This window comes from Myxococcus guangdongensis, assembly GCF_024198255.1.
GTDB classification, from domain to species: Bacteria; Myxococcota; Myxococcia; order Myxococcales; family Myxococcaceae; genus Myxococcus; species Myxococcus guangdongensis.
This window is the reverse complement of the sequence record NZ_JAJVKW010000025.1, coordinates 48,459-75,423: the sequence shown is the minus strand read 5'-3', so window position 1 is coordinate 75,423 and position 26,965 is coordinate 48,459. Positions and strand designations below refer to the sequence as shown.

21 protein-coding genes are annotated in these 26,965 nt (G+C 69.5%); 8 read left to right on the top strand and 13 right to left on the bottom strand.

All coding sequences use genetic code 11. The features are described from left to right. The 3 genes from LXT21_RS43290 to LXT21_RS43280 all read left to right on the top strand — a co-directional run. Nucleotides 1-2,330 (top strand): acyltransferase domain-containing protein (locus LXT21_RS43290; protein WP_254044124.1); only part of this gene is annotated, 2,330 nt, incomplete at its 5' end. 37 nt (nucleotides 2,331-2,367) lie between these two features. Further along, entirely contained in the window at nucleotides 2,368-3,057 is a 690-nt protein-coding gene (locus LXT21_RS43285; RefSeq protein WP_254044123.1) for a DUF2071 domain-containing protein, read from the top strand. Beyond that, nucleotides 3,054-4,022: an alpha/beta fold hydrolase gene (locus tag LXT21_RS43280; protein ID WP_254044122.1), complete on the top strand. Its 969-nt coding sequence runs from the start codon at nucleotides 3,054-3,056 to the stop codon at nucleotides 4,020-4,022. Before LXT21_RS43285 ends, LXT21_RS43280 begins: the two co-directional genes overlap by 4 nt. Before the next feature lie 48 nt (nucleotides 4,023-4,070). Here LXT21_RS43280 and LXT21_RS43275 read toward each other — a convergent pair whose 3' ends face one another. The 4 genes from LXT21_RS43275 to hrpA form a co-directional block, all read right to left on the bottom strand. After that, the gene (locus tag LXT21_RS43275) at nucleotides 4,071-5,909 is read right to left on the bottom strand and encodes an AMP-binding protein (protein ID WP_254044121.1); all 1,839 of its coding nucleotides are present in this window, start codon (nucleotides 5,907-5,909) and stop codon (nucleotides 4,071-4,073) included. A 21-nt stretch (nucleotides 5,910-5,930) separates the two neighbouring features. Continuing rightward, nucleotides 5,931-6,737, bottom strand: a complete 807-nt coding sequence (locus LXT21_RS43270; protein ID WP_254044120.1) for an enoyl-CoA hydratase-related protein — start codon at nucleotides 6,735-6,737, stop codon at nucleotides 5,931-5,933. A gap of 198 nt (nucleotides 6,738-6,935) precedes the next feature. Further along, nucleotides 6,936-8,198 (bottom strand): hypothetical protein, encoded by a 1,263-nt coding sequence (locus LXT21_RS43265; protein WP_254044119.1) that lies wholly within the window; start codon nucleotides 8,196-8,198, stop codon nucleotides 6,936-6,938. 55 nt (nucleotides 8,199-8,253) lie between these two features. Beyond that, nucleotides 8,254-11,964, bottom strand: a complete 3,711-nt coding sequence (hrpA, locus tag LXT21_RS43260; RefSeq protein WP_254044118.1) for an ATP-dependent RNA helicase HrpA — start codon at nucleotides 11,962-11,964, stop codon at nucleotides 8,254-8,256. A gap of 123 nt (nucleotides 11,965-12,087) precedes the next feature. On the opposite strand from hrpA, the gene LXT21_RS43255 reads away from it, so the two are divergent. Continuing rightward, a complete protein-coding gene (locus LXT21_RS43255) occupies nucleotides 12,088-12,555 on the top strand; it encodes a hypothetical protein (RefSeq protein ID WP_254044117.1) in 468 nt (155 codons plus the stop codon). A 55-nt stretch (nucleotides 12,556-12,610) separates the two neighbouring features. Here the strand turns inward: LXT21_RS43255 and LXT21_RS43250 are convergent, their stop codons facing one another. Further along, on the bottom strand, nucleotides 12,611-13,381 hold the full coding sequence (locus LXT21_RS43250) for a hypothetical protein (RefSeq protein WP_254044116.1): 771 nt from the start codon (nucleotides 13,379-13,381) through the stop codon (nucleotides 12,611-12,613). 131 nt (nucleotides 13,382-13,512) lie between these two features. Between LXT21_RS43250 and LXT21_RS43245 the strand changes: the two genes are divergently transcribed. Then, complete coding sequence (locus LXT21_RS43245; RefSeq protein ID WP_254044115.1) at nucleotides 13,513-13,890, top strand: type II toxin-antitoxin system PemK/MazF family toxin; 378 nt, start codon at nucleotides 13,513-13,515, stop codon at nucleotides 13,888-13,890. A 1-nt stretch (nucleotide 13,891) separates the two neighbouring features. Here the strand turns inward: LXT21_RS43245 and LXT21_RS43240 are convergent, their stop codons facing one another. After that, the gene (locus tag LXT21_RS43240) at nucleotides 13,892-15,520 is read right to left on the bottom strand and encodes an LVIVD repeat-containing protein (RefSeq protein ID WP_254044114.1); all 1,629 of its coding nucleotides are present in this window, start codon (nucleotides 15,518-15,520) and stop codon (nucleotides 13,892-13,894) included. Between the two features lie 198 nt (nucleotides 15,521-15,718). Beyond that, complete coding sequence (locus LXT21_RS43235) at nucleotides 15,719-17,182, bottom strand: cytochrome-c peroxidase (protein WP_254044113.1); 1,464 nt, start codon at nucleotides 17,180-17,182, stop codon at nucleotides 15,719-15,721. Nucleotides 17,183-17,309: 127 nt separating this feature from the next. Here LXT21_RS43235 and LXT21_RS43230 point away from each other — a divergent pair, with 127 nt between their 5' ends. Next, nucleotides 17,310-19,445 carry a M28 family peptidase gene (locus LXT21_RS43230; RefSeq protein ID WP_254044112.1) on the top strand — a complete coding sequence of 712 codons (2,136 nt, stop codon included), beginning with the start codon at nucleotides 17,310-17,312 and terminating at the stop codon, nucleotides 19,443-19,445. 46 nt (nucleotides 19,446-19,491) lie between these two features. Here the strand turns inward: LXT21_RS43230 and LXT21_RS43225 are convergent, their stop codons facing one another. Both LXT21_RS43225 and LXT21_RS43220 read right to left on the bottom strand, forming a co-directional pair. Continuing rightward, the gene (locus LXT21_RS43225; RefSeq protein WP_254044111.1) at nucleotides 19,492-20,106 is read right to left on the bottom strand and encodes an SMI1/KNR4 family protein; all 615 of its coding nucleotides are present in this window, start codon (nucleotides 20,104-20,106) and stop codon (nucleotides 19,492-19,494) included. A gap of 82 nt (nucleotides 20,107-20,188) precedes the next feature. Continuing rightward, a complete protein-coding gene (locus LXT21_RS43220; protein WP_254044110.1) occupies nucleotides 20,189-20,674 on the bottom strand; it encodes a hypothetical protein in 486 nt (161 codons plus the stop codon). A 90-nt stretch (nucleotides 20,675-20,764) separates the two neighbouring features. On the opposite strand from LXT21_RS43220, the gene LXT21_RS43215 reads away from it, so the two are divergent. After that, on the top strand, nucleotides 20,765-21,190 hold the full coding sequence (locus LXT21_RS43215; RefSeq protein ID WP_254044109.1) for a DoxX family protein: 426 nt from the start codon (nucleotides 20,765-20,767) through the stop codon (nucleotides 21,188-21,190). Nucleotides 21,191-21,227: 37 nt separating this feature from the next. On the opposite strand, the gene LXT21_RS43210 is transcribed toward LXT21_RS43215, so the two are convergent. The 3 genes from LXT21_RS43210 to LXT21_RS43200 form a co-directional block, all read right to left on the bottom strand. After that, the gene (locus LXT21_RS43210) at nucleotides 21,228-21,707 is read right to left on the bottom strand and encodes a (2Fe-2S)-binding protein (RefSeq protein ID WP_254044108.1); all 480 of its coding nucleotides are present in this window, start codon (nucleotides 21,705-21,707) and stop codon (nucleotides 21,228-21,230) included. Between the two features lie 2 nt (nucleotides 21,708-21,709). Continuing rightward, nucleotides 21,710-23,860: a xanthine dehydrogenase family protein molybdopterin-binding subunit gene (locus LXT21_RS43205; RefSeq protein ID WP_254044107.1), complete on the bottom strand. Its 2,151-nt coding sequence runs from the start codon at nucleotides 23,858-23,860 to the stop codon at nucleotides 21,710-21,712. A gap of 132 nt (nucleotides 23,861-23,992) precedes the next feature. Beyond that, entirely contained in the window at nucleotides 23,993-25,267 is a 1,275-nt protein-coding gene (locus LXT21_RS43200; RefSeq protein WP_254044106.1) for an SGNH/GDSL hydrolase family protein, read from the bottom strand. A 566-nt stretch (nucleotides 25,268-25,833) separates the two neighbouring features. Between LXT21_RS43200 and LXT21_RS43195 the strand changes: the two genes are divergently transcribed. Continuing rightward, nucleotides 25,834-26,028 (top strand): hypothetical protein, encoded by a 195-nt coding sequence (locus LXT21_RS43195; RefSeq protein WP_254044105.1) that lies wholly within the window; start codon nucleotides 25,834-25,836, stop codon nucleotides 26,026-26,028. Nucleotides 26,029-26,041: 13 nt separating this feature from the next. Here LXT21_RS43195 and LXT21_RS43190 read toward each other — a convergent pair whose 3' ends face one another. Next, nucleotides 26,042-26,899 carry an SDR family oxidoreductase gene (locus LXT21_RS43190; RefSeq protein WP_254044104.1) on the bottom strand — a complete coding sequence of 286 codons (858 nt, stop codon included), beginning with the start codon at nucleotides 26,897-26,899 and terminating at the stop codon, nucleotides 26,042-26,044. Nucleotides 26,900-26,965: the final 66 nt, after the last annotated feature.

Sequence of the window (26,965 nt, the reverse complement as noted above, 5' to 3'; positions counted from 1 at the left end):
CGCTCTTCTCGGTGGAGTACGCGCTGTGGAGGATGTGGAGGAGTTGGGGAGTGGAGGCGGACGCGGTGCTGGGGCACAGCGTGGGGGAGTACGTGGCGGCGGTGGTGGCGGGCGTCATGGGGATGGAAGACGCGCTGAAGCTGGTGGCGGAGAGAGGCCGGCTGATGCAGGGGTTGGGAGGGGAAGGGGAGATGGTGGCGGTGGAGGGGCCGGAGGAGTGGATTGCGGAGGCGGTGAAGGGGCTGGAGACGAGCGTGTCGATTGCGGCGCGCAACGGGCCGAAGCAGTGGGTGGTGGCGGGGCTGAAGGAGGGAGTGAAGGAGGCGGAGCGTCGGCTGGCGGAGAAGGGGGCGAAGACGAAGAAGCTGAAGGTGTCGCACGCGTTCCACTCGCCGCAGATGGAGCCGATGCTGGAGGACTTCGAGGCGAGGGTGGGGGCGGTGAAGTTGGAAGCACCGAAGCGGGTGCTGATTTCGAATGTGAGCGGGAAGAAGGCGGGGGCGGAGGTGGCGAGCGCGAAGTACTGGCGCACGCACGTGAGGGAGGCGGTGCGCTTCGCGGAGGGGATGGAGGCGCTGAGGAAGGAGGGGGTGGGCGTCTTCGTGGAGGTGGGGCCCGCGCCGGTGTTGGTGGGGATGGGGAGGCAGACGCTGGAGGAGGAGGGACTGGAGTGGGTGGCGAGCCTGAGGAAGGGGAAGGGGGAGTGGGAGACGGTGCTGGAGGGGTTGGGAGCGCTGTACGTGAAGGGAGTGGAGGTGGCGTGGAGCGAGTACGAGAAGCCGTACGCGCGCCGCACCGTGTCCCTGCCCACGTATCCGTTCCAGCGGCGTCGCCACTGGCACGCCGAGCCCGTGCCCCAGCCCCGCGTGTCCTCACCGTCCACCTCGTCCGTGGTCCGCGTGGCCTCGCAGCTCCAGGCCTCGAGCGAGCTGGGCAGCGTGGGTGTGGCGGACGTGTACTCCGACTTCGGCCGCTCCTTCGAGCGCTTCAACACGCGAGGCCAGGAGCTGTACCTGCACTGGGCTCCGCTGCGTGAGGTGCCCAAGGGCTTCTCGTGGCTCAAGGTCTTCTACCCGGACCTCTTCCCCGAGGACGACCACGTCCAGTTCGAGCACGTCTACGGCGAGGCGCTGCGCGAGCTGCGCTCCGTGACCTACCGCGCGGTGGACTTCTCCTCCATCCGGCGCGTGCTCGACATCGGCTGCGGCTACGCGTCCGACCTCATCGACCTGGCGAAGAACCACGCCCACCTCAAGCTGGACGGCTACAACATCACCCTCGCGCAGGTGGAGGCGGGAGGCCGCAAGGTGAAGGAGCGCGGCCTGCAGGACCGCGTGCGCCTGTTCAACCGCGACAGCTCCCAGGACGAGTTCCCGGACCAGTACGAGCTCATCCAGGCGTTCCAGGTCATCCATCACATCGAGGACAAGCGCGGCGTGCTGGCCAACATCCAGCGGCACCTGGCCAACGGTGGCTTGCTGGTGGCGTCGGACATCGTCTCCACCGTGGACGAGACGCTGCGCCACGAGGAGTCCGAGGCCCACCTGCTGCCGCGTAAGGAATGGGCGCAGCTCTTCGCCGAGGCGGGGCTGCGCATCATCGGCTGCGTGGACCTGAGCCGCGAAATCAGCAACTTCTTCGATGACCGCGAGTACGACGCGTCCATGGCGCGGCTCAAGCAGAACATCACCGCCGCCGAGAGCGCCTTCATCGTGGGCCCGCACATGTTGGGCAAGCTGCTGGGCACGGGGCTCGCGCAGTACCTGGTGCTCACGCTGCAGAAGGAGCCGTTCCTCAGCCGCGACGTCCTGCTCTCGATGAACCAGCGCTACCTGGACGCGCCGCAGGCCTACGCGGACATCGTGGCCCACGCGGACGCGGAAGGCCGCTTCCCGCTCGAGGCGCCGCGCTCGGCCAGCACCGCCGCTCCGCGCTCCACGCAGTCCATGGGCGGACTGTCCCTCTCCGCGGATCCGGCGCAGGCCCGGGGGCAGCTCAAGTCCTTCCTCGAGGAGCGCATCCGCAAGGTGCTCCAACTCGCGAAGGAGGACACCGTGGCGTTCGACTCGACGTTCATCTCGCTGGGCTTCGACTCCTTCACGGGCCTGCAGCTCAAGAACGTGCTCGAGAAGGAGCTGGGGGTGTCGCTGCCCATGTCCCAGCTCTTCGAGGACCTGAGCCTGGACGCGCACGTGGACCGGATGCTCGCGGGGCTCAAGCGCGCCGCGCCGCCGCCCGAGTCTCCGGCCGCAACCGAGCCCGCCCTGGACGTCGACGCCATGTCCGAGGACGAGGTCAACGCGCGCCTCCAGGCACTCCTCAAATCCTAGTCGTCATCCCTCTCCCATCACTTCCAAGGAAAAACCCATGAGCCTCAAAGACCTCCCCATCACCCTCGCCGGCAAGCTGCATGACATCGAAATCGTCCACTTCACCGTGGACCTGGAGGAGATGAAGCAGCACATCCCCTCGCAGTTGAAGGTGCGCTCGGTGGGCGGCAAGTCCGTCGTGTCCCTGGTGAACGTGACGCCGCACCGCATGGGGCCCCAGTTCCTGCCCCCCGTCATGCGTCCCACGTATCAGGCGTTCCTCTTCCGCACGCTGCTGGAGGACGCCGAGTACAACGAGGAGAAGAAGGACAAGGGCCTGTACTTCACCGCGGTGCGCTCGCCCAGCTTCATGGCGCGCACGGGCCTGAAGCTCTTCACCGACATCGTCATCGAGTCCTGCATCACCACGCGCACCGGCAACCGCGTCGACCTGCGCACCGGCGACCGCTTCGTGCGCTACGAACTGGATGACCACGCCCCGGTGACGGTGGACCCGGAAATCGAAGACATCGCCAACACGTTGGACCGCGCCTACACCGTCAATGAGGATGGCGTGGTGCGCCGCGTGGTCATCGAGCGCTACCGCTGGCCGCTCAAGCAGGTGGCCTGCAAGGACTTCGCGACCAACTTCTTCAAGTCCGCCGAGCCGCGCGCTTGCTACAAGGTGACGGAGATCATCGACTACATCTGGAAGCCCTTCGAGGTCATCGCGAGGCCCCGGGCGTGAGCGGCCCGCTGCCCTACTCGGGGTCCGAGTACTGGAAGAACTACCTGCTGCGCTGGTACGGCGGCGAGGAGACGCTGCGGCAGTGGACGCGGCACGTGCGCGAGAGCACGTACCGTGGACAGCACCGCACGCACGCGCTGGACCTCTATCCGGGAGCCAGTCCCGAGCGGCCCGTCATCATCCTGGTGCCGGGCTCGGTGTCCTACGGGCGGCTCTTCGCCTACCCGGCGCTGCTCTTGCGCGAGCTGGGCTACAACGTCATCACCTTCGACTTCGAGGGCTGTGGCCTGGACCGCCAGGGCCTGGGCGACTACACGCTCGAGGCGCACGTGAAGAACCTGGTGGACGTCATCCAGCGCGCACGCCAGGAGTTCAAGGGCCCCGTCGTCACCTTCGGCCTGAGCTTCGGCGGCATGACGTCCTATCTCGCCGCCGAGCGCACGCCGGTGGACGTCATGGCCTGGTACGCCTGCGTGGACCCGAGTGATCGCGAGTTCATCCAGACGGAGTTCAGCCCCGGCAAGGCGATGCCGCTGGTGGTGAGCCTCTTCCGGGGGCTCGCGAAGCTGCTGCCCAAGGTGCGCGTGCCGGTGAAGGCGTTCCTCCAGTACTCGCGGCTGTCGGACTCGGTCGACTTCAACGACGCGTACGGCAAGGACCCGCTGGTGGGCGGCAGCTGCACGCTGAGGGCGATGGTCAGCGTGATGTCCGACTACAAGAAGAGCGTCCCCTTCGGAGCCGCGCGCTTCCCGTTCCTGGTCATGCATGACCGGCAGGACCGGATGTTCCCCATGAAGTACAGCCGCAAGACGTACGAGCAGCTCGGGGACATCCCCAAGGCGTACGTGGAGCTGGCGGGGCAGGGCCACTGGCCCACGTCGCCCGAGGGGATGAAGGCGCTCATCTCCCCGCTCGACACCTTCCTTCAGGGCCTCCCCCTGGGGCAGAGGGCCGTGGGCACCTGACGCCCACGGGAGGACGAGGCCGGGAAGTACGCACCCGGCCTCGGTGACTCACGCCAGGACGAGGACGCGAGCGCCAGGCTCGGGGGCGAACAGCTCCCGCACCAGGCCCGCGCGATTGTCGCGGACGACGCGCTGGTTGATGGAGCCCTTGTCCGTCAGCTCGTGCGTATCGAAGGACGGGGGCTCGGCCACCAGCAACAGCCGGCGGATGGCGTGGGACGAGCCCGGGAAGGCGCGGTTGTGCCCCTCGAGCGTCTCACGCAGCCGGGCCAGCACGTCCTGGCGCGCGTGCGGCGGCGTGTCCGCCGGCGCGGGGCCGAGCAGGGCGGTGATGGCGTTGGGGTTGAGCCAGGCCATGACGCCGACGGCCTCCTCCCCGAGCCCGCAGATGACGCAGTCGGAGAGCAGCGGCGCGGCGGTGGTCAGCACCTGTTGCCGCAGGGCGCTCGCGGCCACGCGCGTGCCGGTGTTGAGCTTGAAGTCCTCGGCCAGTCGTCCCGCGAAGACGAGCCCCGCTTCGGGCCGCGCCGGGTCCAGGAAGCGCACCGCGTCGCCCAGCTCGTAGAAGCCCTCCTCGTCGAAGCCCTGTCGCCCGGTGGGCTCGGCGTCGTGTCCCGGCGTCACCGTGGGGCCCTTCACGCGCAGGGCGTGGCGGTCATCGGTGGGCACCAGCTTGAGCTGCACGCCGGGCAGGGGCAGGCCCACGAGCCCTGTGTCGTCGGTGGTCCAGTGCACCTGGGTGATGCACTGGGTTTCGGTGGCGCCGTAGATGGTGGTGAAGGGGATGCGGTGGCCCACCGTCTTCACCGCGAGCGCCTGCAGCTCGTTGGCGACGGGCGTGGGCAGGGCGGCGCCGCCGTAGGCCATGGTCTCCAGTCGGCGGAAGAAGGCCTGGCACAGCTCGGCGTCGGTGCGCAGCGCGTCCACGAGCATGCGGAAGGCCACCGGCACGGAGGAGAACTCCGTGGGGGACACGCTCTTGATGTTGGCGATGGTCTTCTCGAAGAGGCCGGGCATCGGCCGGCCCTCGTCCAGGTAGACGGTGGCTCCGCGCAGCAGGTTGTGGTTGAAGCCGATGTTGCCGCCGCCCACGTGGCTCCAGGGCATCCAGTCGAGGATGACGGGGGCGGAGCGGTCCGAGGCGGGCATCTCCAGCGCCGCCCAGCTCGCGAGCTGGTGACACATCATCCCTTGTGTCTGCGCCACACAGCGGGGCTGAGCGGTGGAGCCGGAGGTGAACATCCACTTGGCCACGGTGTCGTGGTGGATGCGCTCGATGGAGTCGTCCACGGCGGACGTGGGCGCCGTGTCCAGCCAGGAGGACAGCCGCGAGTGACGGGGCGCCGCCGGGGTGCCGGTGGCGGTGATGACCTCCACGTCGGTGAGGTCCAGGGCCTGGAGGGCCTTGGCGAAGCGGTCCGCGTCATCGGTGTAGACGATGGCGGGCCGGCACACGGCGAAGGCGTGGCGCAGCTTGCCGTGGTCCGCGCTCCACAGGGAGAAGGGCACGCTGATGGGGGCCACCGGGACGCGGGCCATCATGGCCCCGAGCATCACCACGGCGAACTCGATGGAGCTGCCGGAGAGAATCATCACCGAGCGGCCCTCGGGCAGCGCGCGCGAGAGCAGACCCTGTGCGAAGGCGCGCGCCTGCCGGTGGATGTCCGCGTACGTCTGCTCCCGCCACGTGCCATCCGGGGTGCGCTGCGCCAGGAAGATGCGCTCCGGGATGGCGCGGGCCTGTCGGGCGAGGACGTGGACGATGCTGCGTTCGACGTCCTCGTAGGAGTAGCCGCTCTCAAGCAGCAGCGAGCCATCCGGACGGGACTGGACGCGCACGCTGGGGCCGCGCATGGCGAGGGGACGGTAGGGAGTGTTCGTCGTCATGGGTGTGGGCTCCAGGGGTTCTCAGCGACCGACGAAGCGCGCGGGGCGCTTCTCCAGGAAGGCGCGGGGACCCTCGACGGCGTCCTCCGTCTGGTAGATGGGCTCGGCGATTTCGAGCTCCCGGCGCAGCGCGTCCCCAAGGGGAAGGCCCAGGCACTCACGCACGGAGCGGCGGATGAGGCGCACGGCGACGGGGCCGTTGGCGGCGATCTGCTCGGCGAGCTGGAGGGCGGTGGGGAGCAGCTCCGCGCGCGACACGACGCGGTTGAGGAAGCCGAGCTCGAAGGCCCGCGAGGCGGGAATGAGAGAGCCGGTGAGGAGCATCTCCATCGCGTGGGCCTGGGGGAGCTGTCGGGGCAGGCGCACCGTGGAGCCGCCCGCGGGGAACAGGCCCCACTTCACCTCCTGGAGGCCGAGCGAGGCTTCGTGACAGGCCACGCGCAAATCCGTGGCCTGGGCCAGCTCCATGCCGCCGGCCACCGCGTGTCCGTTGATGGCGGCGATGACGGGCTTCTCGCAGTCGAAGTCGCGCAGGATGGCCTTCCACCCGAAGCTGCGGTCGGCGACGAGCGCCTCCTCGAAGCGGTCCTGCGGCTTGCGCGCGCCGGAGAGCAGCGGAATGGTCTTCACCAGGTCCGCGCCGGCGCAGAAGGCCTTCTCGCCCGCGCCGGTGACGATTCCCACGCGCAGTTGGTCATCCCGGCGAAGCCGCTCCCAGGCCTCGGCCAGCTCATAGGCCATCTGCGCGTCGATGGCGTTGCGTGCCTCCGGCCTGTCCAGGGTGATGAGCGCCACATGGCCTTGCACGTCGAAGCGGACTGTCGCCATTCGGGATTCCTTGCACGGAGGATGAGTCCCGAAGACTAGCTTCTCTCGCAGTGAAGTCGTGCGGCATGCGCACACGAATTCATGGCGCGCCGTGGCAAGGCACGAGCGGTGACAGGCATTGCGCCATGAGGTGGCGATGACCCCGACGAGGGCCCCATGGCGAGGGCTGCCCGGGGTGTGCCGGGCAGCCCCGCATCGTTACTTCACGGACGCGTCGGGTGCCGGGGCAGGGGCCGGCGGGGCGACGACGGAGACCTTGCCCTCATCCTTCTGGAGGGTGTGCGTGCTGCCCGGCGCGTAGCGCTGGAACTCCTCCAGTGTGGCGGGGACGTAGGTGATGGCGGGCTCGGCGTCGCCGTGGAATCGCACGGTGTACTTCGCCGCGCGGGAGTCGCGCTCCTTCTCACCGGAGCGCAGGGCCTTGGCGGGCTTGAGCTCGGCGGCGGTCGGCCAGTGCGTCTGCACGGTGGTGCCCTGGGCCTTCACGTCCCGCTCGTGCGTCCAGCGCCACGCCTTCCAGGTGTACCAGGTGGCGTCGCGCGGCACGCTGCGGTAGCGCGGCTCCTTGCGCGTGCGGCGCTCGTCGACAAAGCGCGGCTCCTTGCGCGTCTTCGTCACCGAGCAGTAGCGCGTCTTGCAGCGCTTCTCGCCGCCTGTGCAGGTCGTCTTGCAGGTGGCGAAGCCGTTCTTGTTGCTGGTGCAGGTCTCCTTGCACTTCTCGGGCGTGGTGGTGCAGTCCTCTCCGCAGGCCTCCTTGTCGCGGTAGGTCTCGGTGGTGAAGCCCTTCTGGACGCGCTCCGTGTAGGCGACGGTCTGGTATCCGTCGAGCACCTGGTCATCGTGGTGGTGGCGATTGCCCTGGGCCTTCACCTGGAGGGCGTCGGACGGGCGGTCCTCCTCGAAGCCTCCTTCGTCCACCAGACGGTAGCGCTCCACGCTCACGGTGTGTTCCCAGGAGACGTCCTGGACCTGGAGTGCGCGCGTCCACTCGGGGCCCTTGACGGTGGTGGTGGCGGTAGCCGCTTCCTTCGTCTTGGACGAGGCGCCCTCCATCGCGCCGCGCATCATGGGGCAGCAGCAGAAGAGGGAGAGGAGCCCCAGGACGATGTAGCAGCCGATGCGGCGGGGCTTGCCCGGACCCGCTGGCACGTCTGGAAGGAGCTGCTCGATGTCAGCGGTGCTGGTGCCAGAGACTGCGGACGCGCCGCAGTTCTTGCAGCCACCGTCGAGGGCTCGCTGGTCGCTCTCACAGTAGGCGCAGCGCCAGTGAGGGCCGGAGGTGGCCATCCGGAGCAGCGCTTCGTCCGTCACCGAGACGGCGGAGGCGGTGTCCTCTGGCATCTCGTACTGCTCGCTGCCGTCCTTGGCGTTCTTGCACTGCTGGCACACCATGTGGCGGCCGAGGTTGCGGTGGTTGCAACTCGAACAACGCCAGAACATCTCAATATGCCGCTCCGACATCTTGGTGTTTTCCCCCTCGGGTGAATACAGCCGAGCGGAGCGGCCTATAACAGTTCTATCGAAGCGCCGCGAGCGCCGCGCTGACCTTCGCCACCGTCACCGACACGGGCGTCGTCACCTCCGGCGCGAAGATGGCCACGCGAAGCTCCTCGAAGGCCCAGCGCAGCTCCTTCGCCGCCTCCTGGTCGCGAACGGTGGCGCTCTTGGCGAGGAAGGTCTCCCACAGCGGCGTGAACGGCGCGGCCTTCGCCGCGTCCTTGCCGGGGTTCGCCACCGCACGCGACAGCCGCGCCTGGACCGCGCGCAGATAGCGCGGGTAGTGCATCAGCCGAGAGAAGGGAATCCACTCGATGAGCTTCGCGGGGAACAACTGCGCGAGCTGCGAGCGGATGTCCCGCACGGCCGCCGCGCCGCTCGGCCCCTTGGAGGCCGTCTTGAGCGCCGCGAGCGTCTGCGCCAGCTCCCCGGACGTGACGACGACGGCGTTCGTCCAGTCCCGGGCCTCCTGCTCGATGCGCGGTGAGCCCTCGCGCAGCAGCGCCTCGAAGGCCACCTTCGTGCGAGGCAGCGGCGCACCCGGCGCGAGCTTGAACGCGTCATCGACGGCGCGTGCGAGGACCAGCGCCTTGAACGCCTCGGCCTGTCCCCGCGCGGGCGGCGCACCGTCCAGGGACGGGAAGGGTTGCGGCATGCGCGCGGCACTGACGGCCACATGCCCGCGAGCGGCGAGCATCAGGAGACGACGCACTCCCGTGCGCGACGCCGCATCCGCGGCCGCGGAGGTCTCGAGCAACACCAGGTCCACCGTGGCCCCCCGGTCGACGAGCGCGGGATAACTCCGGACATCGAGCCCCCCGACCCGCCGGGTGACCATCGGCGGCAACTCCCCGAACGTCCACGCCGTCAGCCCCTTCTTCTCCCAATCCGACGTCGGCGCCGTGCTGCGCAGCACCGCCCGCGCATGTCCCCCGTGCTGCTCCAACAGCGCGTCGACATCGCGGCCCCGCGCGAGCTCCTTCCCCTTCTCGTCGAGCACCCGGAGCGTGATGCGCAGATACGGCAACACCCCCTCCGCCCGGAAGGCCTCCTCGGGCACCTCCATTCCGCTCAGCCGGGACACCCCACGCGAGAGCGCCGGAATCAACGGCCCGCGGAAGGGCACCAGCTCCTTCGCGAGGAGCTCGACCAGGTCCGGCAACGAACCCAACTGCTTGCGCTGGGCGCGAGGCAGCTGCTCGAGCAGCGCGGTGAGCTTCTCCCGATGCCACCCGGGAATGGTCCAGTCCAGCTCACCCGGGGCCAACTGGGCGAGCAACAACAGCGGCACGCTCAGCGTGATGCCGTCGTCCTCGGCTGAGGGGTCGAAGGTGTACGTCACCGGCACGGAAACGCCGTGCAGGCTGATGGCATCCGGATAGTTCGCCACGGACAGGCCCGGGTCGTACGCGAGCGCATCCTCCATCGTGAGGACCAGCACCTCCGGGTCGGCCGCCTCGGCCTTGCGCCGCCAGACCTCGAACCCCGCGCCGTCCGTCACGTCCGCCGGGACGCGCTTGTCGAAGAACGTCAGCAGCGCCTCGTTGTCGAGCAGCTCGCTCTTGCGAGCCTTGTCCCGCAGGCTCGCCACGCGGTCGAGCACCCGGCGGTTCTTCTCCTGAAACGCTCCCCGGGAGCGGTACTCACCCCGGACCAGGGCGTGCTCGATGAACATCAGTCGCGCCCGCTCCGGGTCCATGCTGGCCAGGGCCACGGGGCGCTCCTTGAAGACCGGGAGCCCGAAGAGCGTCGCGCTCTCCTTCACGACGGCGCGCGACGACTTCTCCGACCAGTGCGGCTCGGAGTAGCTGCGCTTGAGCAGGTGGTCAGCCGCCTCCGAGAGCCACTCCGGGTCCAGCTTCGCCGCCGTGCGCGCGAACAGCTGGGACGTCTCCACCAGCTCGAACGCCATCACCCAGGCCGGCGGCTTCTTCGCGAGCGCCGACGAGGGGTGCACCATGAAGCGCGTCTGCTTCGCGCCCGTGTAGTTGCGCTGCTCCGGGTTCCACTGGCCGATGCGGGACAACAGCCCGGTGAGGAGCGCCTGGTGCAGCACGTCCCCGCGCACCGGGGCGCCCTTGCCCTTCTTCGGCAGGCGCAGCTCACGGACGGTCTCCTCGAGCTGACGCTGCACGTCCCGCCACTCGCGCACCCGCAGGAAGGACAGGAAGTTGTCCCGGCACACGCGCCGCAGGTGGGACGTCCCGCGGCTGTCGGCCTCGCGGATGAAGGCCCACAGCTTGAGCAGGCTCGTGAAGTCCGAGTGCTCGTCACGGAAGCGCGCGTGCAGCGCGTCCGCCTTCTGCGCGAGCTCCCGGGGCCGCTCGCGCGGGTCCTGCAGGTTGAGCGCCGCGGCGATGATGAGCACCTCGTCCTGACACCCGTACTCGGCGCCGGCGAGAATCATCCGCGCGATGCGCGGGTCCACGGGGAAGCGCGCGAGCTGGTGCCCCAGGGGCGTCAGCGAGCGCTCCTTGCCCTCGATGGCCCCCAGCTCCTCCAGCACCCGCCAGCCCTCGGCGATGGCCTTCGGCTGGGGCGGGTCGAGGAAGGGGTAGTCCTCGACGTCACCCAGGCCCAGGGACTTCATCCGCAGGATGACCCCCGCAAGCCCCGTGCGTTTGATTTCGGGGTCCGTGAAGGCGGGCCGCGAGGTGAAGCTCGCCTCGTCGTAGAGGCGCACGCAGATGCCCTCGCGCACGCGGCCGCATCGCCCCTTGCGCTGGTCGGCGCTGGCCTGGGAGACCGGCTCGATGTGCAAGCGCGTGACGCCCGAGCGCGAGTCGTAGCGCGACAGTCGCGCCACCCCCGTGTCCACGACGTAGACAATCCCCGGGATGGTGACGGACGTCTCCGCGACGTTGGTGGCGAGGATGACCCGCCGCTCGGGGATGGAGGCGAAGACGCGCGACTGCTCGGAGGCCGACAGGCGCGCATACAGGGGCTGCACCACCGTGCCACGGAGGTTGCGCGCGTTCAGCGCGTTCTCGGCCTCGCGAATCTCCCGCTCACCCGGGAGGAACACGAGCACGTCTCCGTCCGGGTCGAGCGAGAGGACGTTCGCCACCGAGTCGGCGACGGAGTCGGCCAGCTCGTCGTCCTCGGGGGGCGGCTCGTAGAGCACGTCCACCGGGAAGGTGCGGCCCTCCACCTGGATGACCGGAGCGCCGCCGAAGAACTGCGAGAAGCGCTCGGTCTCGATGGTGGCCGAGCTCACCACCACCTTGAGGTCGGGGCGTCGGGGCAGCAGGCGCTTGAGCCACCCGAGCAGGAAGTCGATGGTGAGGCTGCGCTCGTGGGCCTCGTCGAGCACGATGGTGTCGTAGCGGCGCAGGAGCGGGTCGCTGTGGATCTGCGCGAGCAGGACACCGTCGGTCATGAACTTCACGGCCGTGCTCCGGGACGAGCGGTCCTCGAAGCGAATCTGGTAGCCGATGTCCGTGCCCAGCTCCGTGCCCACCTCGCGCGCCACGCGCGCCGCCACGCTGGTCGCGGCGATGCGCCGGGGCTGGGTGACGGCAATCTGTCGCGGGCGGCCGCGCCCCATGGCGAGCAGGATTTTCGGCAGCTGCGTCGTCTTCCCCGAGCCGGTGGCTCCCGCGACGATGACCACCTGATGGGCGGAGATGGCCTGGGTGATGTCCTCCACCCGGCTCGAGATGGGGAGCTCGGGGGGAAAGCGCAGGGTGGGCTGGCCGCCAGGGGGCGGAACGGGTGAGTCGCCGGACATGGCCCCATGGACTAGCACTGAAGCGCCCGCGGTGCCCCTGACGAATCGTGTGGGAGCCTGCTCGGCCGGCATTCCCGAGCCGCCCTCCACCCGCATTCGCGGCGGATGCAGCCGACCCGTGCCATGCCATATCGTCGTTGGATGACCACGCCGCGAACCCTCACTGACCTGATGGCCGAGGTGTCCAGCCGCGCCCGGGATTGGGGAGAGGCGCAGGAGCTGGGCGTCGAGCGTGGGGCGGTCGTGGCCGCCTGGCTGGAGAGCGACGACCCGGTGGCGATGCTGCACCTGCTCGTCGCGCTGTATCCCAAACGCGAGAAGGAGAAGTGCCTCGAACTGGCGACCGCGCTGTCGTTCTTCGAACCGATGCGGGACCTGGCCCATACGATTCGTCGCTGGAGCAGCGGCATCCCGACGAATGGTCAGTCCCCGTTCTACTTCATGCGGTCCTTCCAGCGGCTGAACAACGCCTTCCGGTGGATGGAGGACACGACGCGCTCAGACCTCGAGCCCAAGCTCGTCGCGGCGATCCGCGCCGCCTTCCCGGACCCGTACACGCTCGTCGGGCCCGCCGCATCGGGCCCGGGGTGAGCACGTCGGACCGCGAGAGGGCCCGTGTGACAGGCCCTCCCGCGAGAGTGCTCACCTACCAGATGCAGGAGAGCCCGAAGGACATGGTGGGGAGCGCGGAGAGCGCCCCATCCGGGACCACGCCGTGCGTGGGATGGGTGGTGGCGTGCTTGCGCAGGCCGGGGGTGCTGCTGTTGACGTAGCCCACCTCGTACACGGTGCTGCTGGAGCGCTCGCGCACCACGGCGCCGCACCACGGCTCGTTCGGGACGCTCGCCAGCGTGCCCAGGGGGACCGTCTTCACGCTGCCGTAGCCACCGAAGTACGCGATGTCCGCGGGGTCGGTGAGCAGGTACTTGGCGCCGGCGACCCACAGGTAGATGGGGCTCGTGGTGCGCTCCTGCACCAGCAGACTCATGGCGTAGGTGTAGTCGATGAAGGGGTCGGACCAATTGCTGTTCGGGATGTCGTGGACGACCCTCCAGTCATCCCAGGCATCCAGCTCCGTGGGGTTGGGAATCCACCAGGGCCGCTGACCCACGACGACGTAGATGGGGGAAGTCCCAATCTGACGGAAGAGGGTGCCGTCCATGGGCACCTGGGTGTACGAGTCGATGGTGGCCTGGGGCAGGGCCACCGTCGTGAGGCCCGAGTAGAGGCTGTGCTGCGCGGGAGGGATGAAGAAGCGCGCCCCGCCCGCCACGTAGTAGCGGTTCGAGGTCCCGATTCCGAGCAGGACGGTGCCATCTGGAGCGGACACGTAGCCAGCGAAAGCCTTCACTCCGAAGAGGCTCAGGCTCAACAGGAGCCAGCGGGTGATGCATGCGAGGGAGGATGTGACACGCACGGATTTTTCTCCTGACATGGGGGGGACCTTCTGATTGCTTCCGCCGCACCCACTCGGGTCGGCAGAGGCTCTACGAAGGCAGTCCCCGGGTCTGGTCATGCACCGTGGTTTTCGAAGGAGATACTTGCGCCATGACGACCAGCCCGGACACGCCGCGAATCGACCGGGGCGACCTGTACTGGCTCGCGCCCGATGACGCGCGGGGCCCCGCGCCGGCCTACTCGCATCCGTACGTGGTGGTGCAGGAGGATGTCTTCAACCACTCGCGAATCACCACGGTGGTGGTCTGCGCGCTCACGTCGAACCTGCACCGCGCCACCGAGCCCGGCAACGTCCTGCTCGAGCCCGGGGAGGGCGACCTGCCCCGCCAGAGCGTCGTCGTGGTGTCGCAAATCGAGTCGGTGGAGAAGTCCCGCCTCGGAGCGCGCATCGGCTCGTTGTCCGAGGCGAGGGTGGAGCAGGTCCTCGCCGGCCTGCGCTTCCAACAGGCGTCGTACTTCCGGCGGTAGCTCAGGGCTCGTTGAAGATGAGCAGCCCGCGCGCGGTGTCCACCACGTACACGTGGCCGTCGCCCGGCACCCGGATGCCGATGGCGCCATCGAGCAGGCCGTCGGAGCGCTCCGGGTCGTCTTCTCTGAAGGTGTTGAAGTGGGCAATCTCCTTCGGCTGGGGCGGAATGGAGACGTCCAGCACGCGCAACCCCTCGTGGTAGTAGGCGATGTACAGACGCTGGTCCTTGAGGATCATGTTGTGGATGGACGTCTGGTTGCGCAGCTTGTACCGGCCGATGAGCGGGATGTGGGTGGGGTCGGTCACGTCGAGCACGCGCAGGTGGGCGCCCTGGTACTCGCCGCCCTCGAACGCGATGGTCCTCCCGCCGAACGTGCCCACCGCGCCCGCGTGGCTCATCGACGTGCTGTTGTCCGTCGCGAAGGTGTACGTGCCCAGCTCCTTCGGGTTCATCGCGTCCTTCACGTCGAAGACGACGTAGCCCGAGCTGAAGTGGTTGATGTAGAGCCGGTCCTGATAGGCGAAGCTGTCGTGCGCCGAGGGCAGGTAGGACGTCGTGTCGGACACGACGATGCGGTTGAGCAGGGTCGGCTCGAGCGGCTTCGAGATGTCGAACAGCAGCGTCTCCCCATGGGCCGAGGGGCCGGGTGACACCGCGTACAGGCGGTCTTTGTCCACGAAGAGCGTGTGGACGTTGAGGGGCGGGCCGCCGGGCACGTTGCGCACGAAGGTGGGGTTGGCGCGCTCGGTGATGTCGAAGACGAGCACGCCCGTGTCCCTGCTCGCGATGTAGAGCGCGTTTCCTCGCGTCCAGGCCGCGTTCCAGGTGGAGTCTCCGGGGAGGGATATCTTCTTCGTCATCACGGGGCGGGCGCGGTCGCTGATGTCGAAGACGGTGAGCCCTCCCGGCGTCCGGGCGCCCCAGGGCGTGGACACGACATAGGCGTGGTGCCCGTCGACGTAGACATCCACCGGCTGACCGGGCGCGACGGCCGTCTCGGACAGCAGCCGCAAGCCGCCCGAGGACTCGGCCTCGCCCCGTCCCCAGGTCATCCGCGCGGCCTCGAAGGTCCCGGTGCCGCCCACCTTGCCGTTCGTACAGCGCGCATAGCAGCCCGTCACATACCCGGGGCGGGAGACCTGGCAGCCCAGGAGCGCCACCTGCCGTTGGGCGTTCGCGAGCTCGAAGCGACTGGTGAAGTGGAAGCGGCCCGTCAACTCCTGTCGGACGAGGGGCCGGTCGTCCATCGTCCCGGGCCCACCACCGCGAGGAACCCTCAGGCTGACGAAGCCCGGGTAGGCGTCCATGTTGCGCAGGTCCACCATGTAGATGCCCTGCGGGTCCACGGTGGAGAGCGAGGCCGTGTCGCACTTCGACACGTCGAACAGCGCGGGCGAATCACAATCGAAAGTCGTGCCGCGGGCGACGGTGGCGGTGCAGGGCGCGTACTCGCCCGGGTCCTCCCAGTCCGTGGGGTCCACGAGCGGCGTGTAGGTGCCATCCCACGGGTCCACCGGTGGCGGCGGCGGAGGCGGCTCGGGCTGTCTGGGTTTGTCCTCCGAACAGGCGAAGCACAGCAACGTGAGTCCGACGGCGAGCGTGCGGACGACGGGTGACTCGAGGGCCATGAGGGTGAGGCTCCTATCGAGAGGCGACGTCCGGGGTGGACGCCCGCGCCCGTGGGGAATCGAGCGCCGCGGGATTACAAGCCACGCCAGGAGCAAGAGGGTCCTCACTCCGAGGCGCCATCTCCACGGAGCAAGGACCGGTTGGTGGACCCGGCCCGCCGGACTACGCTGGCGGGTTGGCCTCGTTCACGTTTGTCTTCAGAGCCGCTCGAGGAAGCGCATCAAGTCCTGCTTCTGGGCAGGGCTGAGCGACTCGGGCGGCGCGCCGGGGAACTCCGGGGGATGGACGGGCGGCAGCTGGAGCGCGGACGTGAAGGGGATGATGAACTGGCTGTAGAGGTCGACCACGCCCTTCAGCGTCTCGATGCTGTTGTCGTGGAAGTACGGCGCGGTCCGCGCGGCGCCTCGGAGCGTGGGGATGTCGAAGGCCTCGAAGTCCAGCGGGTTGCCGGTGACGAGCGCGCGGCCGGGGTCCGTGGTGAAGGCTTGTGGGAAGAGGTTGGGGCCGACGATGGGCGCGCCGTTCTCGTCCACGGCGGGGTTCGGGTCGTACGGGTCTCCGCTCGCGGTGACGGGGATGGGCGGCAGGTCCGTCACCTGCTGCTTGCGGGTGCCGTCCGTGTAGAAGCGGAACCGGTAGCGCGGCAGCTCCAGCGAGGCGTTGTACAGCGTGGGGAACTGGCCAATCTGTCCCAGGTACGTGAAGCCTCCCACGGCGATGTTCAGGATGTCGGGTGTCTGGCGTTGGCCCTGCACGGGGACGGGGCCCGTGCCCGGGACGTTCGTGAAGACGACGTTGCCGTCGGGCTTCGTCACCGGGAAGCTGGAGGCGAGCTCCCGCATCGCCGGCTGGGAGATGTGGCTCAGGGTGGGGCTGCCGTGGCACGGCTCGCAGCCGACCTTGAAGACCTCGCGTCCGCGCGCCTCGGCGGGTGTGAGCCACAGGAAGTCCTCGGGTGACGGGATGCGCGAGAGCGGGACGCCCGCGTCCAGCAGGCTCGCGACGAAGCGCGGGCGAGGCGAGGTGAACGCGTCGCGCTGGAAGCTCGCGAGCTGGCGCAGCTGCGAGCGGGGGACGGCGCCTCCCTGGCTGTGGCTGGTGATGGCGCCCTGGGCCTGGTCCTCCAGGTTGGATTCACGGCCGTCGAGCTGGAAGAAGGGACCGGTGAGGGCCACGTCCTGGATGCTCGGCACGCCGCGCCAGACGGAGACCTTCCGGTCCGCGGGGGTGACGACCTGCCCCTGGGCGTCGATGACATCCATGTTGTCGGGCAGGGCCAGGACGACGCGGACCAGGCCCTTCTTCAGGTGTTCGTACGTGGGAATCGCCGCGCTCGGGTCATCCGAGTCGATGCGATGGAAGAGCACGTCCTTCGGGTTCGAGGCATGCAGCGCCTGGACGTGCGCGGGCTTGAGCGCGGTGCTGTCGTCGAGCACGTGGCAGGTGGCGCACGAGCGGCCGTTCGTGTCCGGGAAGGCGTGAGTGAAGAGTCGCTTGCCGGGGGCGGTGGTGCTCAGCGCAGCCTGGGACTCGGCCGTCGCGGTGGGCTCCGTCACGGCGGCCTCGGGGACATCGCGCTCCGGCTCGGCGGGGGTGCAATGCGTCAGTCCGCCCAGCGTGAGCACGCCGGCGATGCGCAGGAAGATGCGCGTGGGAATCATGAGGTCTCCAGGGGTGTGGACTCTCTGGAACACCGGGTTCATCCCGAACTGTCACCCGCCGGTCGGCATGCAATGGATGTTGGACTCGCGCGTAGCGGGGTGCTGAGTTGCCAGCACCGAGACCTCCATGCGCCTTCGCCTGCTCCCGTTCCTCGCCGTGCTCGTGTCGCTCCCCGCCTTCGCCCAGCCTCCGGTGTCACCCGTGGGGCCGGTGTCGCCCACCACCGGACTGGTGCTGAGGGACGACGTGGTGCGCGCGCTCATCTCGGAGAGCTCCGGGGACCGCATCCATGACGGTGTGCAGCGACTGTCGCTGCTCGGCCGGGACAACGCGGAGGGCTACGGGCAGGCGGCGGAGTGGATTGCCTCGAGCGCGAAGGCCGTGGGGCTCCAGGACGTGCGCGTGGAGCCGATGAAGGAGGAGCCTCAGTGGCGTGCCTCGCGGGGCGAGCTGTGGGTGTCCGGGCCGCTTCGTTACAAGGTGACGTCGCATGCCGACCAGCCCATGGCGCTGGCGCTTCGCAGCGGCAGCTTCGAGGGCAAGGCGCTGGAGCTGGTCGACGTGGGGCTGGGCAACCAGGACTCGGACTACGCGGGCAAGGACTTGAAGGGCAAGGTGGTGTTCACGCGAGGGCACCCCGTGGGGGTCCTGCGCCGGGCGGTGGGGAAGCTCGGCGCGGTGGGCGTGGTCTCCTCGTACTCGACGCCTCCCTGGAACCAGCCGCACCGCATGGACGGGGACTTCCCCGACCAGATTGGCTGGGCCGTCGTGCCGCCGGGCATCCGCCCCGAGGGCCAGGAGGCGCCCTTCCTGTTCATGCTCACCGACCGCCAGGCGCGCGAGCTGCGAGCGCAGCTCCAGATGGGCCCGATGCAGGTGGACGTGAACATCTCCGCCGAGACGAAGCCGGGGCACTACTCCATCGTCAGCGGCGTCATCCCTGGCCAGCGCCCGGACGAGGAGGTCGTCCTCACCGCGCACCTGGACCACTACAAGCCGGGGGCGAATGACAACGCCTCGGGCTCGGCCACGTTGCTGGAGATGGTGCGCACGTACACCACGCTCATCCGGGACGGGGTGCTGCCGCCTCCGGTGCGCACCGTGCGCGTGCTGTGGCTGCCGGAGTTCGAGGGGACGCGCGAGTGGTTCGAGCACCACGGCGCCGAGCCGGTGCGGCGCGTGGCGCACTACAACTTCGACATGCTCGGCGCGAGCCTGACGAAGGTGCACTCGCGCTTCTCCGCGTCGTACACGCCGGATTGGCTGGGCAGCTTCGTGAACGCCGTGACGGAGTCCACGGTGGCCTTCATGAACCGCTTCAACGCGGTGACCTATCCGTCGCGCAAGGACTTCCGCATCGGCTCCGTCACCGGCTCGCGCGAGCCGATGGACATGCACGTGGAGCGCTATGGTCGGGGCTCGGACCACCAGCTCTTCAATGACCACGGCATCCCCGGCGTGGCCTTCTCCACCTGGCCGGATGACGCGTACCACACGAGCGGAGATCGCCCGGAGAACGTGGACCCCACGCAGCTGCACCGCGCGGCGTTCGCGGGGCTGGCCTCCATCACCGTGGCCGCCTGGGCGGAGGGCCCGGGTGCGCTGGAGCTGGCGCGGCTGGTGTCGGTGCACGGCGCGCGTCGCGTGGCGGAGGACGAGTTCCGGGCGCGCAGGGACCTGGCCGCGGTGCCCGCGGGGCATGTGGCGGGCACCTACCGGCTCGCGCGCGCGGTGGTGCGCGCCGCCTATCAGCGGGAGCGTGAGGCGCTGCGCTCGTGTCAGCCGTTGGGTGCGCCGGCCGCGTCGGTGAAGACGCTGACGAAGCTGTTGGACCGGGCCGAGGAGCAGGCGCTGGAGCGCGTGGAGGTGGATGGCAAGGCGCGGGGTGTCTCGCTCAAGGAGCCCGCCGTGACGGAGGGGGAGCGCCGCGCCCGCGCCTTCGTCCCGCGTCGGGTGAAGGGCAAGGAGCTGGCCTCCTTCGATGAGATTGCGGGCAAGGTGGCCCCGGCGGAGAAGCCCCGGGTGGACGCGGTGCAGGCCGCGTTCCGTGACGCGGCGTCGGCGCTGCGGGGGCAGGGGGAGAGCGAGCTGCGCTTCTACCAACTGCCTGATGCCATCGCGAGCTACGCGGATGGCCGTCGCTCCGTGGCGGACATCCGTGACGCGGCCTATGCGGAGTACGGGTACGTCATCCCGGTGGAGGCGCTGGTGGAGCTCTTCGCGCTGCTCCAGCAGGGCGGCATCATGACGAGCACGCGCTGAGGCCCGAAGGCCCCCGCGAGTCGGACGCGGGAGCCGGGGCGGGGGACTACAGCGACAGGCGCTTCTTGTCGAAGGTCATCCCGGGAGAGCCCAGGTCCTTGAACCAGCTGGGCAGCTTGGGGGCGGTGAGGGCCGCGGTCATCGTCTCGAGCCACTGAGGGAAGGACTCGAAGTCCGGCGTGGCATCGTCGGGGTTGTGCCACTCACCGGTCGCCAGCACGCGGGCGCGCGGCTGGTCCTGGTGGTGGTAGTAGATGGGGTACTCGCCGGTGGGACCCGGCTTGCTCACGTCGAAGCACCACACGGCCTCGCCGCCGGCCTCCGCGAAGCCGACCAGGTGGTTGGTGGAGAGGTCCACGCCCTCCTCGACGGAGACGCCCTCGGGCAGGTGGACCAGGTCCTCGTTCGCGCTGCCGATGTCCTCCGCGTCGTAGAGCCAGAAGCCCACGTCCATGCCGTCTTCCTTGAGGCTTCGCTCCGCGATGCACAGTCCCAGCGCGAGCGCCTCGCGATAGCTGGGGGGCGGCGTCCATCGCAGGGTGCCGAAGTGCGGCTTCACGATCTTCACCAGGTCATCGGCTGAGATGGGCTCGGCGATGGTCAGGTCCAGCAGGTCCGACTTCTGCTTCAACGCCTCGATACACTGGGAGACTTGTTTCATGCGCGGACCCTAGCCCGCGCCCCTCGCGAAACCAACGACGTCCGCCCCGGGTGTCGCGCCACGGACGGAGCCGGAGCGCACTTCACCGAGCGGTGGACGGCGAGGAAATCCAGTACAGCGGGTCACCATCGTGTGAAACCACCAGGGCATGTCGTCCCAGCTTCAGCGTTTCCTCGAGCCCGATGAGCGGGGCGTGGAAGACGCGCTCGCTCTTGCTGGGCACGAGGCTGCCTTCGGTGCACAGGACGTATTCGGGGAACACGTCCTTCATCTCCAGCGGGGTGTGGAGGATGAGCACCATGAACGTGTCGCCACGGAGGCCGTCCAGGATGTCGGAGGGCTGGAAGTCCTCGCTCGCCGCGACGACGGGGGGCTGGGGCTGCTGATAGGTGCCCGTGCGCCGGTCGAACTCGAAGCGGGCGAGCGCCGCGGGCCTCGTGGAGGACAGGGTGGTCTTCAAGAACCGCCCGACGGCGCTCCAGCCGGGATGCTGCGAATCGGCGGACAGGTCCCACTCTTGATACGTCCACGCCTCTTCCCGTGCCTGCATTTCTTGTTCAGGGGTCATGGGCCAATCCATTGGCGAGGGCTCCCAACGGGGGACGTCCTGGATTATGTCTCGCGCCAGGTCAAACCCGGACTCCTCGAAGGAATCACCATGAAGCTCGCCTCCCTGTTCCCCGCGCCCCTGCCGACGGCGCCCAGCGTCGGCCTGTTGCTGCTGCGCCTCGTCGCCGGCATCGCGTTCATGTTCCACGGCTGGTCGAAGATTCAAAACCCGTTCGCCTGGATGGGCGCCGAGGCTCCCGTGCCGGGAATCCTCCAGGCGCTCGCCGCGCTCTCCGAGTTCGGCGGCGGGCTCGCCTGGGTGCTGGGCCTGCTCGTGCCCCTGGCGTCGCTGGGCCTCTTCTTCACGATGGCCGTCGCGACGCACGTCCACGCCGTGGTGAAGGGCGACCCGTTCGTCGGCCACGCCGGCAGCTATGAGCTGCCCCTGCTCTACCTGGTCATCGCGGTGCTGCTGATGACCGTGGGGCCCGGCCGCTTCGCCCTGGACACCTGGCTGCGCAAGAAGCTCGGCTGAGCGCTCGCAAGGCTCGTGGGCGTCCACCCACGAGCCTTCACCCACCCACCGCGCCGCTGCGCAGGAGCAGGGCGGCGCGCTTGATGGCGGCCCGGATGCGGACGTAGGTGCCGCACCGGCAGACGTTGTCGCTCATCGCCGCGTCGATGTCCGCGTCGGACGGGTGGGCGTTCTTCTTCAGCAGCGCGACGGCGGCCATGATCTGCCCCGGCTGACAGAAGCCACACTGGGCCACGTCCTCCGTCATCCACGCCTGCTGCACCGGGTGCAGCCCCTGCGCGCCCAGGCCCTCGATGGTTATCACCTCGCGGCCTGACAGCGTGCCCACCGGATGGATGCAGGGCCGGAAGGCCTCCCCGTCCAGGTGGCTGGTGCACGCGCCGCACACGCCCACGCCACAGCCATACTTGGGCCCCGTCACGCCCAGCACGTCGCGCAGCACCCACAGGAGCGACAGGTCCTCGGGCGCCTCCACCGACACCGTCTGGCCATTGAGGATGAACTGATGGGCCGGCATGCTCAGACTCCCTCGTCGAGGATGGGGAAGCGGGTGGGCATCGTGCCCTGGGCTCGTGCAATCGCGTTCGTCAGCGCGGCCGCGGCGCTGGGGTAGCCCAGCTCTCCCACGCCGCCCACGCGGTCATCCGAGCGCACCAGGTGCACCTGGATGTCGGCCGGGACGTGCTTCATCCGCATCCAGCGATAGTTCGCGTAGCTGCTCTCACGCACCGCGCCCGCGTCGATGTGGATGCCCGCGCTCAGCGTGGTGGACATCGCGTCCACCGCGGCGCCCTGGAGCTGGGCCTCGATGCCCTTGGGGTTGATGGGCAGGCCCACGTCCGCGGCGATGACGATGCGCAGCACCCGCGGCGTCTCTCCCGTGACGTCCACCTCGATGAGGTGCGCGATGGCGCTGCCCCACTCCTCGAGCACGGCCACCCCCTGTGCCACCCCGGGCGGCAGCGCGCGCCCCCACTGTCCTTCCGTCACCACCTTGTTCAGCACCGCCTTGAGCCGGCTCGAATCGAGCCGCTCGCGACGCAGCGTCACCGGGTCCACCTGGAGCTCGCGCGCCAGCTGGTCGACGAAGACTTCGTTCGACACCCCGACCTGGCTGGTGAACACCGAGCGGAAGGACGCGGTGGGAATCGGGAGGGAGATGTCGCGCAGCTCGTGGCTCACCTGTCCGAACGAATAGGGGAGCTTCTGCGACAGCGCGAAGAACACCGCGCCGGTGACCTCCGGGAGGGCCTCTCCGACGAGCGCGGTGATGACGTCGCCGAAGCCGTGCGGCACCTCCAGGGTGGGGATGGCGGCGCGGTGGTGCCAGCCCAGGATGCGCCCGCCCAGACCCAGGTGGGCGAGGATGCGGTGGTGGCTCGCGGGACGGAAGCGCCCGTGGCGCATGTCGTCGTCCCGGCTCCACATCAGCTTCACCGGCTTGCCGAGGGCCCTCGACACGAGCGCGGCCTCCACCGCCGCCTCGTTGAAGAACCTGCGACCGAAGCCACCGCCCGCGCGCGTGGTGTGCACCGTCACCTTCCACGGCGTCAGGTCCCAGCCGAGCGCCCGAGCCACCTCGCGCTGGGCATGCTTCGGGTCCTGCGTCCCCACCCAGACCTCCGCCTGCCCACCCTGCACGCGCGCCACGCAGCCCTGCGTCTCCATGGGGGCGTGCGCCAGGTAGGGGAAGTCGAATCTCCCCTCCAGCGTGCGCGTCGTGAACAGCGGCGGCAGGGGCCGCGCGCCGATGCCGTCGCGCAGGCGCGTGCGGATGTCCGCGTCGGACAGCGCGCTGGCGGGGCCGGGCGCCCAGGTGATGCGCAGCGCCGCGCGGGCCGCGAGCGCCTGTCCGAAGGTCCGGGCCACCACCGCCACGCCGGTGCCCAGCGAGACCACGTCCACCACGCCGCCCATGGCTCGCGCCGCCGTGGCGTCGACGGTGCGGACGGTGCCGCGCAGCGTGGGAGGCCTCGCGACCACCGTGGGGAGCGCCTCGGGGAGGTCGACGTCCATGGAGTGCCGCGTCGCCCCCGTGACGATGTCCCGCGCGTCGATGCGCCCGGTGGGCTTGCCCACCACCGTGTACTGGCTCACCGGCTTGGGCTGCGTGGAGACCAGGGGCAGCACCACCCGGGCGGCGTCCTGCGCCAGCTCGCCATAGCCGGCGCGGCGACCATCGGGCGCGCTCACCACGCCCCGCGCGGTGGTGAGCGTGGGCGCGAGGACCCGCCAGCGCAGCGCCGCCGCCGTGACGAGCCGGGCCCGCGCGTCCGCCGCCGCGGCGCGAAGCGGCCCGGACACGAGGCGCATCGTGGAGGACATGCCGGTGAGCTGGGTGAACCAGCGCGCGTCCACGTCCGCGCTGTGGATGTCGACCGCGTCGAGCGCGACGTCGAGCTCCTCCGCGACGAGCATCGCCACGGCGGTGGTGATGCCCTGGCCCATCTCCGTGCGTGGGAGGGTGGTGCTGACGCGTCCGTCCTCCTGGAGCGTCAGGTAGAGGCTCATCGCCGTCGCTGCCTCGGGCTGCGCGGCCTCGGCCTCGGGCACGTCGAGCCCCAGTCGGGCCGCAATCATCAACGTGGGCGAGGCGACGACCCACGTCAGGAAGCGACGCCGGTCCAATCCCTCGGAAACGGGGGCTTCTGACTCGAGCATGTCCGCCATGACCAAAGCATGGCACACCGAGGGAGTGTGCCCAATGGCCTGTCAGGTTGCTCCATCTGCCGTTGGACACGTGTGTCGTTCAGTGAGGACAGAGCATTCTCCTGTCCACGGCTTTGCTTATTGGCAAATGTCTTATTGGCGGATGACGTCCTGGATGAAGCGGCTCAATGCTTCGGCCATCTTCGCGTGGGTGCCGGCGGACGGATGCCAGTCCTCGGCGACTCCGTCCACGGACGGGTTCTGCACGGCCATGACATGGCGGTGGACGCGCGCGTCGCCCTGTTGATTCCGCTCGGCGACCAGCTCGGTGAGCCAGTCGCCCACGTGGACGGAAGGGCCGCCTTGTTCCTGCTGCTTGTAGCCATCCGTCATGCTGCCCAGCGTGCACACGAGGTGTGCTTGCGGATGCAGCGCACGCAAGCGGGTGAGGAACGTCCGATAGGCAGACTTGAAGGCCGTTTCATCCGGGAGGAAGACCTCCGTGCCGTAACCGGCGAGGGTGTCGTTGCTCCCCGCGTTGATGACAATCACGTGGGGTGACTCACCGGAGGAGTCCCAAGGTGCACTGTGGCCGGGGACCGCGAGCTCATAGAGGGCGGGCAGGAGCCCCGACGTCGACAGGTCCAGGTTGCGGTACACGCCGTGACCCGAGTGGCAGATGAGCGAGGCCTCCGCGCCCAGCTGTCGGGCCGTGAGCCACGCGTAGGTCCGCGTGGGGTTCTCGTTCTTGGAGGTGAAGGTGGGCGCGCGCCACGAGGGGGAGGGCGGGATGATGGAGACGTCGGTGCCGTAGCCGCAGGTGATGGAGTCTCCGACGAACTCCATCCGCAGCGGCGCGCGAGGCGGCGGCTCCCGGAGCTCTCCGTGGACCTCGAGGGCCTCGAGCGTGGTGACGCCCACCGAGGTCTCGGTGCGCTTGAGGACCTCCACCGTGTGGAGCCCCAGCGGGAGTCCGGTGGCGAGCGGGTAGGTGGCCGGGCCGCCCTTCACCTCCAGCTTCTGGGGCGCGCCCCCGTCGACGATGACGTCGAAGTAGTTGGTCTTCGTGTCGCCACCCAGCCCCGCGTCGTCGAGGCGCATCCGCAGGGCATCTCCCCAGAACCGCACGCGAATCGTCACGCCGGGGTGGGAGAAGACGACGCGAGTCCCGGAGCGGTACGCACGCCCGATGACCTGCACCCGCGAGTCGGCCGCGGGGACACCGAGCCACGAGGGCGTCTGGGCCGGGGCCGCCACGAAGGGCGCGGACTCCGACGAGACGAGCTGCGCGGCGCTGTCGTCCATCGTCTGTGAGGAGGACCGGCACGCGGTCATCGACATCGCGAGTCCAAGCCCGAGGCTCGGCAGGCCGCGCGAGTGGCCCCGAGGCTTCGGGTGGCGTGTATGGGGACGGGTGGGGTGCTTCATGGCTTCCTCCGAGGGGCCATCTTGCGCCGTGGGACCCTGGAGGTGCGGGAAGTCTGGAACGAGAATGTCCAGCGCCCGCCATCGAAGAGGGCGGCGCCTCGGAGGCTCGCGCTCCGCATCCGCGTGCCATCCGGGCGGATTCCGATGCGGCCGGAGCACGTCGCCACGTTCGCCTTCATCCTCGAGTCCACCTCGCGCACGGGTCGCAGCCGTCCTTGCTGGGCCTTCACCCACAGGCCCTGATGGGTTCCACGGTAGCGCGCACCCGCGAATCGCGCGCTGTCATGGAGCTCCGACACGAGGAGCCCTCCGTCCTGGAGTCGCTTCCACGTCTTCCCCTGGCCGACCCAGAGCGTGCCCCGGTGGCCGGTGATGTAGACGAGGGTGAGGTGGAGCCGCCCCGCAGGGTCGCTCGAGCAATTGCGTCACCGTGATGGGAGACCCGGTGACGTCCGCGAGCAACGCGTCGACCATCGTCGTCCCGGACGACTCGTGCGCCACGCGGTTCAAATCCCTGCCTGTCACCGCGACGCTGACGTGGAACACGGGGGAGACGTCCCCCCTTCGTGCTCACCGACGTCACGGTGGCCCCCGAGCCGACCCTCATCACCGTGGTCCAGACGGGCACGGTGATGTCCGGGAGGTTCCAGGGCGCCACCGCCGTCCGGACGTTCGTCTACGCCAGCCTCCAGCACGGCGCCTGCGACACGGAGGAGGGCCTGTCGAGCCTCTCCGCGACGCAGACGCTCGTGTGGTCTTGAGTCCCGAGGGCGCTCAGGCGCCCTTCAGGCCCACGCTCACGGCCTGGGCCAGGGGCGTGGTGTCCCGGCCGATGAGTCGATGCAGCTCCCCGCTTCGGTCATCCAGCTCACCGCGCGCGATTCCCGCGTCGGCGCTCGCGAGCATCTGCGCCACCGGCCCCGGCAGTCCGAAGCCCCGCAGGGTCTCCTCGTACTTGTCCTGGGGCAGGTCGTTGTAGGCCACGGGCTTGCCGGACTGGCGCGCCACCTCCGCGGCGAGCTCGGCCATGGTGAAGGGCGCGTCCCCCGCGAGCTCGTACACCTTGCCCTCGTGCCCCGGCGTGGTCAGCACCGCCACCGCGGCGGCGGCGAAGTCCGCGCGGGCGGCGGCCGCGATGCGGCCCTCCTTCGCGGCGCCCAGCAGCACGCCGTGCTGGAGCGCGGAGCCCAGGTTCTCGGTGTAGTTCTCCAGGTACCAGCCATTGCGCAGCAGCGTGAAGCCGAGCCCCGAGGCGCGGAGGGCCTTCTCCGTCCCCAGGTGCTCTGGCGCGAGCGAGAGGCCGGACGTGTCGGCGTGCAGGAGGCTGGTGTAGACGACGTGCTTGACGCCCGCCTTCTTCGCCGCCGCGATGGCCGCCTCGTGCTGGGACAGCCGCTTGCCCACCTCGTTCGAGGAGATGAGCAGCAGCGAGTCGATGCCCTGGAACGCGGCGTCGAGCGTCGCGGGCTTCTCGTAGTCGCCCTGGCGCACCTGTACGCCCCGCTCGGCCAGGTCCTTGGCCTTGTCGGGCGAGCGGACGACCGCGACCACCTGGGTGGCGGGGACCTTGCGCAGCAACTGGTCGATGACGTGGCGGCCCAGGTGGCCGGTGGCTCCGGTGACAGCAATCATGAGGGGTCCTCCCGAATGGGGGTGAGATGACGCGAGTCACCCTAACGACCTTGCTTTCTGTTGGTA

Coding starts and splice junctions, on each gene's coding strand:
- LXT21_RS43285 (WP_254044123.1), top strand. CDS start 2,368: ATGAGCCTCAAAGACCTCCCCATCACCCTCGCCGGCAAGCTGCATGAC.
- LXT21_RS43275 (WP_254044121.1), bottom strand. CDS start 5,909: ATGACGACGAACACTCCCTACCGTCCCCTCGCCATGCGCGGCCCCAGC.
- LXT21_RS43270 (WP_254044120.1), bottom strand. CDS start 6,737: ATGGCGACAGTCCGCTTCGACGTGCAAGGCCATGTGGCGCTCATCACC.
- LXT21_RS43265 (WP_254044119.1), bottom strand. CDS start 8,198: ATGTCGGAGCGGCATATTGAGATGTTCTGGCGTTGTTCGAGTTGCAAC.
- hrpA (WP_254044118.1), bottom strand. CDS start 11,964: ATGTCCGGCGACTCACCCGTTCCGCCCCCTGGCGGCCAGCCCACCCTG.
- LXT21_RS43255 (WP_254044117.1), top strand. CDS start 12,088: ATGCCATATCGTCGTTGGATGACCACGCCGCGAACCCTCACTGACCTG.
- LXT21_RS43245 (WP_254044115.1), top strand. CDS start 13,513: ATGACGACCAGCCCGGACACGCCGCGAATCGACCGGGGCGACCTGTAC.
- LXT21_RS43240 (WP_254044114.1), bottom strand. CDS start 15,520: ATGGCCCTCGAGTCACCCGTCGTCCGCACGCTCGCCGTCGGACTCACG.
- LXT21_RS43235 (WP_254044113.1), bottom strand. CDS start 17,182: ATGATTCCCACGCGCATCTTCCTGCGCATCGCCGGCGTGCTCACGCTG.
- LXT21_RS43230 (WP_254044112.1), top strand. CDS start 17,310: ATGCGCCTTCGCCTGCTCCCGTTCCTCGCCGTGCTCGTGTCGCTCCCC.
- LXT21_RS43225 (WP_254044111.1), bottom strand. CDS start 20,106: ATGAAACAAGTCTCCCAGTGTATCGAGGCGTTGAAGCAGAAGTCGGAC.
- LXT21_RS43220 (WP_254044110.1), bottom strand. CDS start 20,674: ATGACCCCTGAACAAGAAATGCAGGCACGGGAAGAGGCGTGGACGTAT.
- LXT21_RS43215 (WP_254044109.1), top strand. CDS start 20,765: ATGAAGCTCGCCTCCCTGTTCCCCGCGCCCCTGCCGACGGCGCCCAGC.
- LXT21_RS43210 (WP_254044108.1), bottom strand. CDS start 21,707: ATGCCGGCCCATCAGTTCATCCTCAATGGCCAGACGGTGTCGGTGGAG.
- LXT21_RS43205 (WP_254044107.1), bottom strand. CDS start 23,860: ATGGCGGACATGCTCGAGTCAGAAGCCCCCGTTTCCGAGGGATTGGAC.
- LXT21_RS43200 (WP_254044106.1), bottom strand. CDS start 25,267: ATGAAGCACCCCACCCGTCCCCATACACGCCACCCGAAGCCTCGGGGC.
- LXT21_RS43190 (WP_254044104.1), bottom strand. CDS start 26,899: ATGATTGCTGTCACCGGAGCCACCGGCCACCTGGGCCGCCACGTCATC.